At 41.7% G+C, this 17,047-nt stretch carries 13 protein-coding genes and 1 pseudogene; 8 read left to right on the top strand and 6 right to left on the bottom strand.

The genetic code is table 11. The features are described from left to right. Positions 1-7: 7 nt before the first annotated feature. The 6 genes from lacB (at position 8) to Len3610_RS12865 (ending at position 4,611) form a co-directional block, all read left to right on the top strand. Positions 8-526, top strand: coding sequence for a galactose-6-phosphate isomerase subunit LacB (gene lacB / locus Len3610_RS12840; RefSeq protein ID WP_176448300.1), 519 nt, complete (start codon positions 8-10; stop codon positions 524-526). A 37-nt stretch (positions 527-563) separates the two neighbouring features. Next, a complete protein-coding gene (locus Len3610_RS12845; protein WP_255259602.1) occupies positions 564-1,049 on the top strand; it encodes a PTS sugar transporter subunit IIA in 486 nt (161 codons plus the stop codon). 14 nt (positions 1,050-1,063) lie between these two features. Beyond that, entirely contained in the window at positions 1,064-1,366 is a 303-nt protein-coding gene (locus tag Len3610_RS12850; protein ID WP_176448301.1) for a PTS sugar transporter subunit IIB, read from the top strand. A gap of 35 nt (positions 1,367-1,401) precedes the next feature. Then, positions 1,402-2,817, top strand: a complete 1,416-nt coding sequence (locus Len3610_RS12855; protein ID WP_217994028.1) for a PTS galactitol transporter subunit IIC — start codon at positions 1,402-1,404, stop codon at positions 2,815-2,817. 80 nt (positions 2,818-2,897) lie between these two features. After that, positions 2,898-3,827, top strand: a complete 930-nt coding sequence (gene pfkB, locus Len3610_RS12860; RefSeq protein ID WP_176448302.1) for a 1-phosphofructokinase — start codon at positions 2,898-2,900, stop codon at positions 3,825-3,827. Between the two features lie 19 nt (positions 3,828-3,846). After that, positions 3,847-4,611, top strand: coding sequence for a tagatose 1,6-diphosphate aldolase (locus tag Len3610_RS12865; RefSeq protein WP_176448303.1), 765 nt, complete (start codon positions 3,847-3,849; stop codon positions 4,609-4,611). A gap of 164 nt (positions 4,612-4,775) precedes the next feature. On the opposite strand, the gene Len3610_RS21840 is transcribed toward Len3610_RS12865, so the two are convergent. From Len3610_RS21840 to Len3610_RS12880, 3 genes are read right to left on the bottom strand one after another with little or no spacing between them, the layout of a single operon-like run. Beyond that, positions 4,776-5,168, bottom strand: coding sequence for a transposase (locus Len3610_RS21840; protein ID WP_176449670.1), 393 nt, complete (start codon positions 5,166-5,168; stop codon positions 4,776-4,778). Positions 5,169-5,196: 28 nt separating this feature from the next. Continuing rightward, the gene (locus Len3610_RS12875; protein ID WP_176448304.1) at positions 5,197-5,949 is read right to left on the bottom strand and encodes an IS1380 family transposase; all 753 of its coding nucleotides are present in this window, start codon (positions 5,947-5,949) and stop codon (positions 5,197-5,199) included. Continuing rightward, positions 5,937-6,095, bottom strand: a complete 159-nt coding sequence (locus Len3610_RS12880) for a transposase (protein ID WP_176448305.1) — start codon at positions 6,093-6,095, stop codon at positions 5,937-5,939. Before Len3610_RS12880 ends, Len3610_RS12875 begins: the two co-directional genes overlap by 13 nt. Before the next feature lie 181 nt (positions 6,096-6,276). Here Len3610_RS12880 and Len3610_RS12885 point away from each other — a divergent pair. Then, positions 6,277-6,537, top strand: a pseudogene (locus Len3610_RS12885) (tagatose-bisphosphate aldolase); the annotation flags it as partial. Between the two features lie 96 nt (positions 6,538-6,633). On the opposite strand, the gene Len3610_RS12890 reads toward Len3610_RS12885, so the two are convergent. Continuing rightward, positions 6,634-10,089, bottom strand: a complete 3,456-nt coding sequence (locus Len3610_RS12890) for a beta-galactosidase, LacZ type (RefSeq protein ID WP_176448306.1) — start codon at positions 10,087-10,089, stop codon at positions 6,634-6,636. 1,013 nt (positions 10,090-11,102) lie between these two features. Here Len3610_RS12890 and Len3610_RS12895 point away from each other — a divergent pair. Continuing rightward, positions 11,103-11,672: an REP-associated tyrosine transposase gene (locus Len3610_RS12895; RefSeq protein WP_176448307.1), complete on the top strand. Its 570-nt coding sequence runs from the start codon at positions 11,103-11,105 to the stop codon at positions 11,670-11,672. A gap of 566 nt (positions 11,673-12,238) precedes the next feature. On the opposite strand, the gene Len3610_RS12900 is transcribed toward Len3610_RS12895, so the two are convergent. Further along, complete coding sequence (locus tag Len3610_RS12900; RefSeq protein ID WP_176448308.1) at positions 12,239-14,668, bottom strand: M14 family zinc carboxypeptidase; 2,430 nt, start codon at positions 14,666-14,668, stop codon at positions 12,239-12,241. Positions 14,669-14,807: 139 nt separating this feature from the next. After that, positions 14,808-17,015, bottom strand: coding sequence for a M14 family metallopeptidase (locus tag Len3610_RS12905; protein WP_176448309.1), 2,208 nt, complete (start codon positions 17,013-17,015; stop codon positions 14,808-14,810). Positions 17,016-17,047 lie beyond the last annotated feature (32 nt).

Raw genomic sequence — 17,047 nt, forward strand, 5'->3', positions numbered from 1 at the left:
GACAATCATGAAAATTTCAATTGGCTGTGACCACATTGTTACGGAAATGAAAAATCATTTAGTGGAGTATTTAACCGAAAAAGGACACGAAGTCATTGACAATGGAACACACGACAAGGAACGCACACATTATCCCATTTACGGCAAAAAGACGTCCGAAAAAGTTTCCTCGGGTGAAGCAGATTTAGGCATTGTTGTTTGCGGTACTGGTGTAGGTATCTCGGTAAGTGCGAATAAGGTCAAAAGAATCAGGGCCGCATTAGTCAGCGATATCGAAACCGCCAGATATGCCAAAAAACATTTGAATGCAAACGTTCTAGCAATGGGCGGACGTATCACAGGCATTGGTGTTATCGAAGAAGCAATTGACACCTTCTTGGAAACAGAATATGAAGAAACAGAAGAAAGCAAAAAGTTGATTGAAAAAATCGATTCAATTCCTATGAATGAGGATTTAATCGGTGATGAACACTATTTTGATGAGTTTATTGAGAAATGGAATAATGGCGGTTATCCAGCAAAATAGGATTAGATTCAACTTACTTGATAAAGGGGGTGTTTACTTGGATTCTATTAAATCATTATTTGATAGAGAACTCATTTTTATGGAAGATGCTCAGGATCAGGAAGACATTTTTAATCGAATTGGAAAGATTCTGCATGAGAAGGGAATTGTAAACGGTGATTTTACAGATGCCCTTATCGAACGCGAACAGAATCACCCTACAGGACTTGATTTGAAACCAGTTGCTAATGATATCCCAAATGCCGCCATACCACACACAGAAACAGAATACTGTCATAGTAAACATATTGTGTTTGTAAAATTAAGCAAACCAGTCTTATTTAAAAATATGATTGCACCTGATCAAGAAATGGAAGTTAAGTATTTGTTTTTCATTATCAATAATGAAAAAGGCAGCCAGACAAATGTTCTTTCGGAATTAATGGGGTTCTTGACGGTGGCCGATAATGTGAAAACCTTGGAAACATTGGAATCCAAAGATGAAATCTATCAGTTTTTAACTGAACAAACTATTAAAAATTAAAGGAGTGCTTTTAAATGATTAAAATTCTAGCGGCATGTGGTGCAGGTATTAACTCAAGTCATCAAATTAAATCAGGAATAGAAGAAGAAATGAAAAAACGGGGATATGATGTCCATGTAGATGCAGTCGTTGTTAAGGATATTAACGAAGACATGATGAATCAATATGACATTTTCGCCCCTATCTCAAAAATGAAATTCAGTTTTGAAGTCAAACCCCCTGTTGTTGAAGCAGGTCCTATCCTCTACCGTATACCAGCTATGGCGGATCCTGTTTTTGATGAACTGGAAAGCGTTATCAAAAAATTGGATAAATAGTTTACTAATAAACCTGTAAAGGGGAGTGAGCTTTCATGTTGGATGCTATTATAGATTTTGCAAATAGCATATTTCAGCCCATAATTGATTTAGGTGCGGCACCAATGATGTTCATTCTATTGTCATTATTGGCAATAATAATGAGAGTTAAAGTCAGTAAAGCACTTGAGGGCGGTCTGAAATTAGCAATAGCTTTAACAGGTATTGGGGCAGTCATTGATATTTTGACAGGGAATTTTGCCCCTGCCTTGCAGGATTTTGTTAAATCCACAGGTATTGAGCTGACTATAACGGACGTTGGCTGGGCACCACTGGCCACCATCACCTGGGGATCAGCATACACATTATTTTTCTTACTGATTCTTGTTCTTGTCAACCTTGTTATGCTGGGAATCAATAAGACAAACACATTAGATGTCGATATTTTTAATTTCTGGCACCTTTCCATCATTGGTTTACTAGTCGTGTACTACTCAGACAATTTATTCATTGCGACACTATTAGTTATTTTGCTGGGTGTTATGAAATTTATAAATGCGGATGCCATGAAGCCTACATTTAATGATTTACTAGATATGCCTGACACGAACCCGACAACAACAACACACTTGAATTTTATGCTTAACCCATTAATCATGCTTTTTGACAAGATATTCGATAAGTTTCTTCCGTTTCTCGACAAATTTGACTTCGATGCAGCATGGTTAAATGAAAAAATTGGTTTCTGGGGAAGTAAGTTTGCAATCGGTATCTACCTGGGTGCATTTGTTGGTCTATTGGGGCAACAGCCTGCATCAACAATATTCACCCTAGCCTTTATTGGTGGTGTATCCCTTGAACTCTTCTCAATTGTTGGTACATGGTTCATTTCGGCCATGGAGCCTATATCAAAAGGGATTACTGATTTTATGAGTAAACGACTGAAAGGAAGAACATTCAATATCGGTATTGACTGGCCTTTCCTGGCTGCACGTCCTGAAATGTGGGCTGCTGCCAATGTTATCGCACCTATAATGTTGTTCATCGCATTGATTTTACCTGGCAATGGTATCCTTCCTTTAGGTGGTATTATTGCGATTGGTTTAACACCGGCGCTATTGGTTGTATGCCGCGGTAAAATTTTACGGATGATTTTGATTGGAACAATTATGGTACCAGTTTTCTTATGGTCCGGTACTGCTATCGCACCATTTGTTACAGAGACAGCCGCTTCTGTCGGAGCTGCACCTGCTGGAATAGAAGAAGGCGCGCTCATTACACACTCAACCTTAGAAGGTCCGGTTGAGAAATTCATCGGTATCTTAGTCGGTAAAGCCGCCGGAGACTTCAGTCTTGGTCCCGTTTCTGCAGCGTTAGGCGCAATTGCAGCTTATATGCTCTTGTTCATCTGGTATCTAAAACAAATGAAGAAACGCAATAAACAATATGAATTAGAAAAAGAAAAAGCTTAATTTGACAATCTGCGGGAGTGAGTTGGTGTTACCGCTCACTCCCTTAAAACGAAGTGATGCAATGAAAAAGGTGATATATCGTGATTCTAACCATTACACTAAACCCCTCCGTTGACATCAGTTATAAACTTGAAGCATTTAATCTTGATACGGTAAACCGTGTTGCGGATGTTTCAAAAACGGCCGGTGGTAAAGGACTGAACGTATCGAGAGTGATCCAGCAGCTTGGAGAAGACGTTGCTGCCTCAGGGTTTCTGGGCGGCAGCTTAGGTCAGTTTATCCGCTCGGAAATTTCCGATCAGGGTATCGAGAATTTTTTTGTCAGCATCGCTGGTGATACGCGAAATTGTATCGCAGTGATTCATAAGGGGCAGCAGACGGAGATATTAGAAACCGGCCCAACAATCAATGAAACTGAGGCCACTGAGTTTTTAAATAAATTTTCAGAAGACGTACAAAAGGTAGATCTTGTAACGATTTCCGGCAGTTTGCCAAAAGGTTTGGATAAAGATTTTTACTCACAGCTTGTTGAAATAGCCAACCAGCATGATACACCGGTATTGCTGGATACAAAAGGTGAACTGCTTCGCCACACGCTTCGAGGTGACAGTAAGCCTTTCTTAATTAAACCTAACCAAGAAGAGCTGGCGGATTTACTCGGGGAAAAAGTGACTGATGATGCGCAGATTATTTCTGCTTTACAATCACAGACATTTTCCGGTGTCCCCTGGGTCGTTGTGACAACAGGAGCAACCGGGGCTTTTGTGAAACACAATCAAGAAGTATACCGGGCGACGACACCTAAAGTTGATGCGGTCAATCCGGTTGGCTCAGGTGACTCGGTCGTCGCAGGATTTGCAGCAGGAATATCACGTGGGCTGACAGACATTGAACTTGTGAAATACGGCCTCTCAATGGGTGTTTTAAATGCGATGGAAGCAACTACAGGCTCGATAAACCCGGAAAACATCAGCTGGTGCAAGGACCAGATTCGTGTGGAAAGTATTTAATAGACGGGAGGACTCGTAAATGAAACTAACACCAGGAAAAAAACGCGGTTTGGAATTAATTTCTGATGAAAATAATGTTGTTATCGCAACAGCGATGGATCAGCGAGGTTCATTAGGCAAAATGATTAAGTCATTCAATGATGACATTTCTTATGAAGATGGGGTGAGCCAATTCAAAGAAGGCGTCAGTGAAGTGCTCGGGAACCAGTCATCTTCCCTTTTGCTAGATCCTGAGTACGGCTGGAGCGCTGCAGAGAAATTAAATGACGACATCGGATTGATTATGGCCTATGAAAAAACCGGATATGACACTTCCGAAAAAGGGCGCCTGCCGAATTTGGTTGACAACTATGCTGTGCAGGACTTGATTGAAAAAGGTGCAAGTGCGCTGAAGCTGCTCGTATATTATGACCACAACGAAGAAGAAAAATACAATACGATCAAAAAAGCATTTATCAAACGTGTCGGTGATGAATGTAAACAAAACGACCTGTTATTCATATTAGAGCCTGTTTCTTACAGCGCAGAAGGTTTAGGTTCAAAAAGCGCTGAATTCGCTAAAAAGAAACCGGAAATTGTGGAATATTTCATGACCGAATTCTCCAAAGAGGCATATGGCATTGACCTGTTGAAAGTGGAAGTGCCGGTATCCATATACAATATTGAAGGCTACGAGCAGTATGATAATTATGAACCTGTATTCAGCAAGGAAGAAGCGGCAGATTTTTATCGTCCTGAATTATTCATAGAAACACATTCTGCATATATTGAAGGTCAAAATTAAAAATTCAGAAGCATTTTTATCAATTATCTTTGTAAATCTCTTTTTTCATTTGATAAAAACCCATATATTACAGGTTTTTCCATAATTGGAGTTAAAAAAGGACATACGTATCCCGATGGAGGAAACTCATTTTTTAAATTTTCCTTGAGTCTGCGCAAAATTGGCTAACACAACATTGGAAGCTGCTGTATTCGATTCAGCGTGCTGTAAAAGGCATTCTTATATAGCGAACTACTGGACAATTTGAATGTGATATAGCGTCCGGATCGAATCACTTTCCCGGCAATTTTGATTAAACTTGTGCGAATGGTTTGGATTTGATGCTTTTTCATCTTTGTCGGCATACAAAGGCGGCGTAGTCCATTATTTAAATTGTAAGCCAGGACAGCAATCTGTAATTTGTTTGCGTTGATTTCAAACGCTGTGCTGCTCATTTGGCCAAAAGCGAAGCCGAGCTTCCCTTCTTTGATGTAGTTTTCCTTTGCCGCGCACGAAAATTGTACGGTATTCCGGCGACATCCAGTGTTGTGACGATAAAAGTGGGAATAAACAACAATTGATCAACCGGCTTTTCCAGTTTCAACATCACATTACGGGGTTCATCCCAACTGGCAGCTTTGTATGTAAATGCCGGTAGAATTCATGATGGCGGCCATCATAAATGTCGATTTCAGGATCATCGAGTATCTCACTTTCAAACTCACCGGCAATCCGCTGCAGGCGTTGGTTAGCCTTCAAACGGATAACATAATCCGCGCCCAGTTCTTCACAAAGGTCGTACAACCCCGGTGTGGCAAATCCACTATCACCACGGATGATGATCTTGATGTGCGGATACTTCTTTCTTAATCGTTTCAGTTCAGGACCTACGAAAGCAACGATTTGTCTTGATGTATACACGTTTCCGGCACGCAAGGAAGCTTTGAGGCAATCACCTGTATCCCCTTCAAACATAAAAATGGGATGGTAGCCATTTTCACCGTAATGTGGGTTATACGAACTGCCATACTGATCCCCGTAGGTTGGTGAATTGGATGAATCAATATCCAGCACCAGGATTTCAGGCGGTTCCAGTTCTTGAAAACGTTCGGTAATGGTTTGATTTACCGTTTGAAGCTGTTTCATGGTTTCCTTGTCCAAATGTTGGTTTAATCGGGACATTGTAGGCTGAGAAGCGAGCTCAGGCTTATCCAGAACGGTTGTAAATACCGGATCATATTTTAAGTTATCGCCATGATCGTCCGCATCGTAACCGGCAGCATTCTGATAAATCTTTTGCATGATAACATCATGATTGACATGACTGCGATGAGATACGCCATCTTTTATATGAACCATTTCTTCAATTGCTTTATGTAATTGATAACATGATCAAACTCTTGATAAAGCAACAGACCGGCATCGCCTGTTAAATCACCACCGTCAAAATTTACTTTTACACGTTTATTGAAGTTCATGGATTTTTCGTTTACACTAGTAGTCATAGAAGGAGCCCCCTTGGTATGTTTTTGTTTAGTCACTTATTACATTACCAAAAGTTGGGCTCCTTTTCATTATTTTACTTTCACTTTTTGGTGATCAGCGTTAATGCTCAAAAGTGCTGTTATAACGGGATCACCGAAGAATATATCATGAAGTTATGAATAATTCAGGTATCGTACATGTTCTGAAAAAAGCCGTCTGCCATTCATTTATTTGAGCGGCGGCGTAACAAATGACCAATTTGTCGAAACACTCCATTTTGCCAAAGAAGCCGGCGCCAAATTCAGCGGCAGCCTTTGCGGACGTGCAATATGGAAAGACGGTGTGCAGCCATTTGCCGAAAAAGGAAAAGACGCGCAGTATCAGTGGCTCGAAACAACCGGATTGGAGAACTTAAACAAAGTAAAAAAAGCGATTAAAGATACTGCAACACCTTGGAGTTAAAGAAGGGGACTGAGTTAAAGAAGGGACAGTCCCCCACCACGCTAACGCGTTAAAGTGGTGGGGGACAGACCCCTATAAGTCTTTTGAACTGAATTTTTACGATTGATGTTTTTCTATTAGGTAATCTGCATTCGTTTTAAGCGTCTGATAAGCATTCTCTAATATACTGTCCTTCTCATGTTCAAGGAGTGTATTAAAACCTTCAAGATGTTTAATTACCTTTCCATTCTCCTCTTTTTCTTCAAAACGATCAACTGTCGTCAATTGAAGATTTAAAGAACGTACCAACTGGTCATCGGAAAATACACCCTCCTCATCATAACGCTCTACAAGTGTTTTCATACCAGCAGCACTTGTAGTGACATCTGTTACAACACGTTTACTTAATTCCATTGGTGAATCTTCTTGTGATACTGGCTGCAGGCGATAACTATAGCTGTACGATTGATCCGCGTTTAATGTATATTCCGAATGCGGACGTGCCCCCCAGCTGTTATCTCCGCCTAGCCCCATCTGATGGTAATTCAAATTAACATAAACATCATCCTTTTTGTCCATTTCATATGGATGTGCCGCATCTTCCAGGTCTTTCTCCGTATAATGAAGTGCGTTAACTTCCAGTAATGGCAATCCTGTCGCCATTAACCCTTCGCCATCCTCATTTGTAAACGTAACCCAGCGTACGTCTGTCTTATTCCCTGTTTCTTGTGGAATGGCATATGGGTAAAACTGATCATCAACTGTACTACTGTACACACCTACCGGATAACCCATTTTGCGATCCCAGTAGTTGCTTTCTGGACCACGACCATACCAATCCATGTTTTCAAATTCTTTAGGTAGTGTTAATTCCATTCCAATAGCTGGAATTTCCGGTAAACCGTTCCCTGGGTCAAGTGTGCTCTTGACAACAACTTCTCCGCTACCATAAACAATATAAGCTGTCTGATAATCAGATTCACTTGTAGTTGGCAATGTGCCTGCAACATTTATCCGAACAGCGTTTTCGCCGTATTTCATAACTTCCACATCTGTAACGCTCCTATTATCCCCTGCATTGCGCCATATACCGGTTCTGTCAGGCATACCATTACCATCGTCATTTTCGTTTGGAGCTCGCCAATAATCAGGTTCCGGGCCACTCTTAATTAAATTTTTTCCGTTATGTTGGAAGGATGACATCGTTCCACTATTTTTATCAAACTGTATATTAAAATCGTTCCCTTCAATTCCAATTTTCGAGTCATCTTCATTCACAGACATTTCTGGCATATCTTCAATGGATTCCGCCTCAACCTCTGGAATGTCATAAGGGATTTTGAATTGCTCACTAGCAATTTCATGACCTTCATTCGCCCAACCTTTATCTTCTTTTAGTGAAAAACTTATATTCAGGTGGTACTCAGACCCAGCTTCCATTGTCGGTTTTTCAATCGGTAATGTAATTTCTTCAGTTGTTAACGGAGCAACATCCAATTCATCTATATTTCCTTCCTGAATGACTTCATCATCCTGTTTCAGCTCCCAGTGAGTGTCGTACTGCTCTAAATTTGTAAATAGAAACTCATTTTTTAATTCAATCACACCGTTTACTATATCTGAGTCACTGACTTCAATATTTTGATATACTTTTTCGACTTCTTTCAGCTCTGGCTGTACGGTTCGATCTGCAGAAACAAGCCCATTAGCCAGGAAATTACCGTCATTTGGCTCGTCTCCCCAATCTCCCCCATAAGCAAAATAGTATTCATTTTCGCTGCCCGGAACCGGTTCCAGTAAATTCTGGTCAACCCAGTCCCAGATAAATCCGCCTTGCAAATTGTCGTACTTGTCAATAACATCCCAATATTTATAGAGATTACCGACACTATTGCCCATTGCATGTGCATATTCAATTAGTAATAGTGGCTTTGTATTTTCTGATTTCCCATATGACTCAACATCTGATACGTTAGGGTACATGACGCTTTCAACATCTGACCAGCGTGTATCGCCTTCATAGTGTACAACCCTTGTCGGATCCATTTCACGTGCAACATCAGCCATGTGCTGGAAAGTTGATCCTTCTCCTGCCTCGTTCCCCAAAGACCAGATTACTACTGACGGATGGTTTTTATCCCGTTCAATCATGCTTTTTAAACGGTCTATCGAAGCATCCAGCCATTGCGGATCACTTGCCGGAAGTTCACCACGTCTTCCATGAGTCTCAAGGTTAGCTTCATCAATCACATAAAGCCCGTATTCATCTGCTAGTTCATAAAATTCAGTCTGATTTGGATAGTGGCCAGTACGGACAGCGTTAATGTTATGCTGTTTCATCAATTTAATATCCTCAATCATACGGTCTCGTGAAACAGATCTGCCATCTTTTGGATCAATTTCATGGCGATTAACACCTTTAAATGTAATTGGTTGTCCATTGATTTTCATTTGCCCATCGTTCAATGTAAACTCTCGGAACCCAACATTTGTACTGGTGGTTTCAACCACTTGGCCTTCCTTATCTTTTAATTCCAATACGAGTGTGTAAAGGTTTGGATTTTCTGCCGACCATTTCTTTGGATCCTTAATGACTTTTTCTTTATCAATCGAGACCTGTTCTTCTCCATTAAAGTCAACTTCATGACTGATTGGCTTTTCCAAAACTTTATTATCTTCATCATCATACAGATTCATTTCTACAGTTTGGCCGTTTACTTCATTATCATTATATTTGGTTAGATCTACATTAACGTTCAATGCAGCATCTTCAAATGACTCGTCTAAGTCTGTTTGAACTGTAACATCACGCATGTGAACGTTTGGTGTAGAGTAAAGATATACATCCCGGAAAATACCGCTCAGATTGACCATATCCTGATCTTCCAGCCAGCTGCCATCAGACCATCGATAAACCTCAACAGCAATCGTATTTTTTTCATCTTGTTTCACATAATCGGATATGTCAAATTCTGCTGGTGTAAAACTATCTTCACTGTATCCAACCTTCTCTCCATTAACCCACAAGTAGAAGGCAGATTCGACACCCTGTAAAGATACATAAACAGGATCGTCATCCCAATTGTCAGGAATCATAAATTCTTTTTTATACGAACCGACAGGGTTATATTCTGTCGGCACCTCTGGCGGATCTGGATTTTCAATGCCTACCCAAGGGTACCTTTCATTTGTATACATTGGGTAATCATAACCTTCTAGTTGCCAGCTGGAAGGCACTTTAATTTCATCCCAGTCCGAAATATCATAATCATCTTCATAGAAATTTGCTGGTCGTTCGTCTGGCTTCTCAGAAAAATGAAATTTCCATTGACCATTTAAAGACTGATAAAAATCTGATTCAGTTGAATCATCTTTCAATGCGGAATCTACGTCGTTATACGGTGTAATGGAAGCATGTCCCGGTTCTCTGTTCACTTGATAAATTTCTGGGTTATTATTCCACTCCGGATAATCTTCCTTTTCAGCTGCAGTTACAACTATCGACTGGGTAGTAACATAGCCAATAAAAAGAATTGAAACCAGCATCGGCAAAACGTAAAGCTTCTTTACCATACATCTTCTCCTTTCTATTCAGTAAGCTTTTCATTCGTGATTCAGTGTTTTTAGTAATATGAGGAATGAAGAATTCTTCTCATATATCCTTAGCTAACACATCTTTTAATTTAAAAATTATAATATTTCACATTTATATCACCCCCTTCGATATTCTTAAAACATCCCAGAGTAAGTTATCCTGGGCAAAACGAGGAAATTTCTTTCCGGATTGCTCATTATTCAGCGCTACTAGCGCACATTATTATTTATGACATAATTGGTATAGAGAATCAGAACAAAATTGAACAGGTCGGATTCTTGTGCCCTATAAACCCTACACCTTTTGTATCTCTAGCACAAAAGCCATCTCTAAATTTTTTTATCAATCTAATTTATATAATATTTGTTGCAACTTTTCAGATTTACAAAACAAGGTCTAACTTAGCTGAAATATCTGTAAAAACTTGTATTAATGTTCAAAAATGTTTGTTTTTGTTTCATAATGTTATTATAACCTGAAAGCGATTTCTTTCAAACGGACTTCAGTACTAATATTTTTAAAATTAAATATATGGTTATTACTTAAGGAACCAGACTTTTTAATTATTTTTATAATCTAATTAAAATTAGGATCCGTACTACTGCCAAGTCCTCAACCGGAAGTTATAGTAGAATCGCACACAATAAGTTTTCATTAACACACCTTTCACTTAACTCTTTATTTAATTAGGATAAAAATATTTCAAAATGTTTTCGGTACTGATTGAGCAAGTGTTAAATCTGAATCCCGGAACATTAAATGTCAACACAGAGAATGAGAATACATTAGAGCTAAAAAGGGAAATTTGGTAAATGGGGTCTGTCTTCCAAAAAAGATACACTCTATTAATTCAGTGGTAGTTTTTTCATTTTTATACAGAGAATTATTGGAATTTAAACGGGGTTTGTGCTTATAAAATAGTCTTTCACAGATTTGCTTTAAACGTTAAGTCAGTGTAGACTCAGCTTATTACTGTGAAAGGAGAACATTTATGTCCCGAAAACCCCGAGTATGGTATCCAGGAGCTGTTTACCATATTACCGCCCGCGGAAACCGGCGTGATAGTATTTTTTATGACCCAGATGATTATCAGCACTATATGGGCCTTATCGCCTCCTGCATGGAAGACATCTCATTTATTCTCCACGCATATTGCCTTATGCCGAACCACATCCACCTGCTCCTCGAAACAAAAGAGGTACCACTTGGCGCCATCATTAAATTCATTCATACCCGATACGCCATTTATTTTAATAAGCGCCATGATTTCACAGGGCATGTTTTTCAAGGCCGCTATTATGCCAAGTTAATCGATTCAACTGATTACTTTCTTCGAGCAAGTCGATATATTCATTTAAACCCTGTTGAATCAGAGATAGTAACTGAACCAAAAAACTATGTCTGGAGCAGTTATCCTGAATATATGGCAGAGGCAAAAAATAGCACATTGCTCGAGACAGGCCGCGTATTATCCTACTTTCAAGAACCTCAAAAAGAAAATTATTGTACATATGTAGAAAGCAGCGAACCTGAAGAATCAGACGCCACTTTAACGAATTAGTGTAGTGGGGGACAGACCCCACGGAGAATAGGGGGGGACTGTCCCAAGTCTTCTGTCAACGGTCAATATCGAGCGATCGGTAATGAGACCCACTTCTCTTATCAACAGCAAAACCAGACAGCCAATTCGCTGTCCGGTTTATTATTCTGCCCTGTATCGTTTTGTCAACAATCTCCAGCATCATTGCTTCTTACCTTCAAGGCACTATCGTATGCTTACCAACAATTCTAAAACATATTTCTTGTTTTCCCTGTTATCATTTGTTCTCACCATCAGTCAGACAAACCCTTTTGCCAGCCTTCATCGATTATGTTTCTCGTTTTTCACTTATTGTTTAACAATTGCTGACAAATTATTGCCCGGGAAATATCGATTTTCGACAACTGGTTCTCTGCTTAGTCAACTAAGTACAACCTTCAAAGTTTCAGTTTTACACGAACCAGGGCTGCTCCCGCCCGAATTGATATGGCTAGGCAATCCCTCTGTAGCATCGACAGCAGGAAGATCACAATCTACACAGCACTTTAACGCATTAACGCAGTGGGGGACAGACCCCCCACTACAATCTACTGCCATTTCTCAATCAAAGATTCCGCATCTGAGTTAAGAGCTTCATAGGCTTCCCCGGAAATTAGGTCATTCGTTTGCTGATAATCCAACAACTGTTTAAAACTTTCCATGTGTCTCAAGACTTTCTCCGCTTCTTCCTGTTCTTCGTAGCGACTTACAGATGTCAAATGCATGGTTAAGGAGCGGACAGTCTGATCATTTTCAAAGGCACCATCTTCTGCAAAATTCTCAACACTTGTTATGAGGTCGTGTGCACTGATTGGAGTACCTTCTATCTCTTCCAAGCCGGATCGTGCATCGTTTAAAGCTTCCAGTGCAGCATCAACTTCTGCCTGCGTTGCATCTTCATTATTCAGAACAGTTTCCGCATCCGCCAATGCTTGCTCTAATGCCTCCCAACTTTCTTCTGTATAGTTTTCTTCATTTAATTCTTCGGCATTAATCTCATCAATCCGGTTCTGCAGTTCTGTTTTATCGACTTCCGGATCAAAGAGGTTCTCCGGTGCACGCGCCGCGGACTCTCCCCCGGTACCAACACTGAAAAATGCCCATTCGTTAACCGTTCCTCCAGTGAAATGAACCAAACCAACTTTGCCATGATTAAGCGTATCGTCAATATGGGTCACTTGAAACGCATCCGGTTCTTCTTCCCCATATGGCCAAGTTTTTGCACGAATTCTATTACCTTCACGCTGTATGACCACCTCATACCATGTATCCTCCAAAGCAGTAAACGGTAATTCAGCAGTACTATGCTGGGTGAATCCGCCATCTATCCAACTATTAATTCTCACCCTATTTGCTGACGAACTCGCATCCGAATGTCGCATGTCAAGATAATAACCGTTCGTGCTGTCTGCCTCGCCTGACATATGAAAAGCTAATTGGAACATTGTATTACTAACACCATCCGCTCGCACCACACCAGACAATTCAACATCACCGTAAACCTCGCCAACTTGATCCCAGGTTAAGGCCTTGCTGCCACCATCAGCTCCTACAACGACATGCTCCAACCGGTTGGGTTCATCAAGCACCGTCCAACGGCTCTCACGCCACATTGTGGACCAGTCACCAGGCGTTTGACCAACTTCATACTCGGAAAAATCAGTCTCATACTGTGCGGGCTCTGATTGCTCCGGAATATCTGGAGGATCTATTGAGCCCGGATCTGAGCAGTCATCTAAAGCTAATCCAGCCACCATGCTGTAATTTGCACGTTCATCCATTAAGAATGGCACGACAGTCATCATTGGTTGATTCATCGTGACAAAAACGCCATTTTCGCTAACCTTCTCAGTTTCTAATGAGAACAGTTCAATATGACGGCTGATATCATCCGCTTGAGCCGTGTGAAGCAGGTAACCACAAGCAGCCGGATCTAGTATTGCCCATTCCGGTGGCTCCCGATTGTCTGCACCATCAAGATAAAATGGCTCTTGATCCGCACCGTCAGCCGCCTTTCGATCAGGTGCTCCTGATACTGTATCGGCAATTTCATCAAAATTATCACGATAAAACTCCAAAACTGACTCGACTGTTCTTTTTTGCATTTGGACCCTTGATTCAGGTTCTGCCATGCCCGGTGATTCAGTCAACAATCCTATTCCATGTCTCAAGCCGGCCATTTGGGAAAAAACCGTTTCCAACCCTATTGTTGATGAAAAAGGAGCATATAAACCCGTTGTAAATCCGGCTTCTTCAACTTCTGGTCTGACATGATCCTGAACCATCTCCTCACTCAGTTCACGTAATTGATTGTCTGTATTAAGATTTCGCGGCCACATCAACTCCATATCAGGGTCTCCGGCATCACCAGGGCGTTCATGTGCATCAACAACGATATCCGGGGATAATTGATCCATCACAGCTGCAACTGTCTGTATCTCTGGCGTCCACAGATTCAAGTGATCCCGGTTAATGTCCATACCCTCTGCATTTCGGCGCTGGTCCATTTCAGAACCATCCGGGTTAGCCGATGGAATAAACAGTACAGTCGTTTCACTCAACTGATCCAGCAGCTCAGGATTTTCGGTAAACGCCAAATCCCTCAGCAACTGCAATGCCATTTCGCGCCCTGCCGGTTCATTTCCATGCTGAGAACCGACAACCAGCATGTTTCGTCCATTTTCGATTTCCTCATCTGTCGGAGGTTCAGGAAACCCAACACGTACCAAATGTAATGGTTTGCCCTCAACCGACGTCCCTACTTGAGAATAAGTCATACGTTCAGATTGATTTGCAACATCCTCTAAAAACGCCAATTCTTCTTCGTGTGTTGTCCATTCATCTCCATTACTTTCTTCAAATCCTGTAACAGGCAAACCCTCAGGAGACTCTTCCGCTAAACCAGTTAATGGAAAAACAAGTAACAATGATACAAATAACAGGCATTGAATAACCTTTTTCACATTTTTATTTTTCACTAATTTACCCCTTTTCTGATTTTTTAAATTAAAAATTTCACAGCTGTGTACTATAAATAATGAAGCTTTAGGAATGTCCCAGCTATAAAGAATCAGACCACACTTTAACGCATTAACGCAGTGGGGGACAGACCCCCCACTACAAATCCTCCACAATCACTTCATCAAAGTTAAAAACATTGCTGCTGTCGTAATCAAAGTTAATGACGCTCATCAACGCTCTGCCTGATTCGTTTGGCAATTGTTCATCCTTAGAGAGTGTATGGACCATATCCCACTCTTCAGGCTCTTGCGTATCATCCTGCCAGAGCCGGACCATTAGCTCATCACCTTCCGCGCGCAACCGTACATAATGCCATTCATCCGACATATTCGCATCGACACTGGCAAAATCTGTTGAACTGCTATCCTGCCTGCCTCGCAGAATCAATTCATCCGTATTAAGATTCAACTCAACACCGTAACCGTTCACAGGCATTGAACTTCCCGATGTAAATGCATCAGACTGCAGCCACAACCGCAAACGCTGATTATTGCCTGTCTCATCAGCTTTGAAACGCACCAGCATTTCACTATTTTCCGTATCTTCCATATTAGGCGTTATACGGCCAAAAGCACTGCCGTTGCCCTGTTGACGGTTATCGAGGTCAACCTGGCCGGTGTTGTTCTGGATCGTGTATGTGGCACCATCCGGGTTCGTCGGCCAGGAATGCAGATTCGTAAAATCAGATGATTCCCAGCTGCTTCCATCATCACCAATGAATCCCTGATGAAACGCATACTGCAGATCTTTCATGTAACTGTCAGCTTGCGGCTCAATCAGGTTATAGGCTTCCTCGGTGATCAGTTCATTTTCTCTTTGGTGATCAAGCAATTCCAAAAAGCCATTCAAATGTTTGACGACTTTTTCAGTCTCACCCTGTTCTTCAAATTGGCTCACTGACGTCAAGTGAAGATTAACGGCACGTGCAGCCTCATCGCTCGCAAATTCCCCGTCTGTTTCAAACCGGTCAGCCAAAATCTCTAAATTTGCCAGACTCGGTGAACCAAGTGGCGGTTCCACTTCACCGGGATTCGCACAATTATCGAGCGGCAGGCCATTCACTTCATTATAGCTCGCCTGTTCATCAAGCAGGAACGGAGCAACTGTCATCATTGGCTGGTTCATCGGAACAAAGACACCATGTTCACTGACTTCTTCCGTTTCAAGCGAAAACAAATCAGTATGCTTGCTTACCTCGTCCGCCTGAGAACTGTTGATAAGATATCCGCAAGCTTTTGGATCAAGCACAATCGTCGGATCCCAGTTATCCGCACCATCGAGATAAAATGGCTCAGATGGATCTGCTCCAACTTCTGCCTGACGCTCCGGTGCTCCACCCACGACGTCAGTGACATCAGCAAAACGCTCACGATAGAATCGTAGTATCGAATCAGCAGCTTCCCGTTGCATTTCCACCCTGTCCAGGGGTTCTTGACTGCCGGCGCTTTCCGTCAAAATGCCAAGGCCATTCCGAAGCCCCAGCATGTTGCGTAAAATCCGCTCATCACCGCCGCCAGCACCACCAGGGGATCCATACAAGCCGGTTGAGAAACCTGCATCTTCAACATCCGGCATCATATAATCCTGTACCAGCTCTTTATTAAGCGCACGCAATTCCTCATCCACATTCAGATTACGCGGCCATAGCATCTCCATATCCGGATTTCCTGTAGCACTAGGGCGCTCATGGGCATCTACCGTAATATCCGGCTGAAATTCATTTAAAATTTCTGCGACCGTTTGCATCTCAGGCGTATCCAGATTGAGGTGATCACGATTGTTGTCAACACCCCAGGCATTCCCGCGCGTATTCGCTTCTCTGCCGTCCGGATTTGGTGTTGGGACAAACAACACTGTCGCCTCACGTAGCTGCTCTATCAGCTCGGCATCCTCTGTAAATGCCAGATCCCTCATCAGCTCCAGTGTCATCTCACGTCCTGCAGGCTCATTTCCATGTGGTGTCCCCATGATCAAAATGTTATTTCCCGCCGCAATGTCTTCATCAGACGGCGGCTCTGGGAAACCGACTCGTACTAAACGAATCGGACGATCTTCCACAGATGTCCCAACCTCAGAGACAGAAACCCGATCGGACATGTCTGCCAAATCTTCCAAAAATGCCGCTTCCTCTTCAAGGGTTGTCCACCCGTCACCATTCCGGTCCTCAAACCCTGTCGTCAATGTTTCTTCAGGTGCATCCAGGGTTTCACTGCCACTCTCAGCAGCCACACTCAATGGACTTACGGTTAAAAGGAAAGACAGCATCATGATAAACGGTATTAATCCTTTTTTGACATGTGTCATTAATAATGACCTCCTCTTCAAAATATTTAGGT

This window comes from Lentibacillus sp. CBA3610, from assembly GCF_013373365.1.
Classification (GTDB): Bacteria; Bacillota; Bacilli; order Bacillales; family Amphibacillaceae; genus Lentibacillus.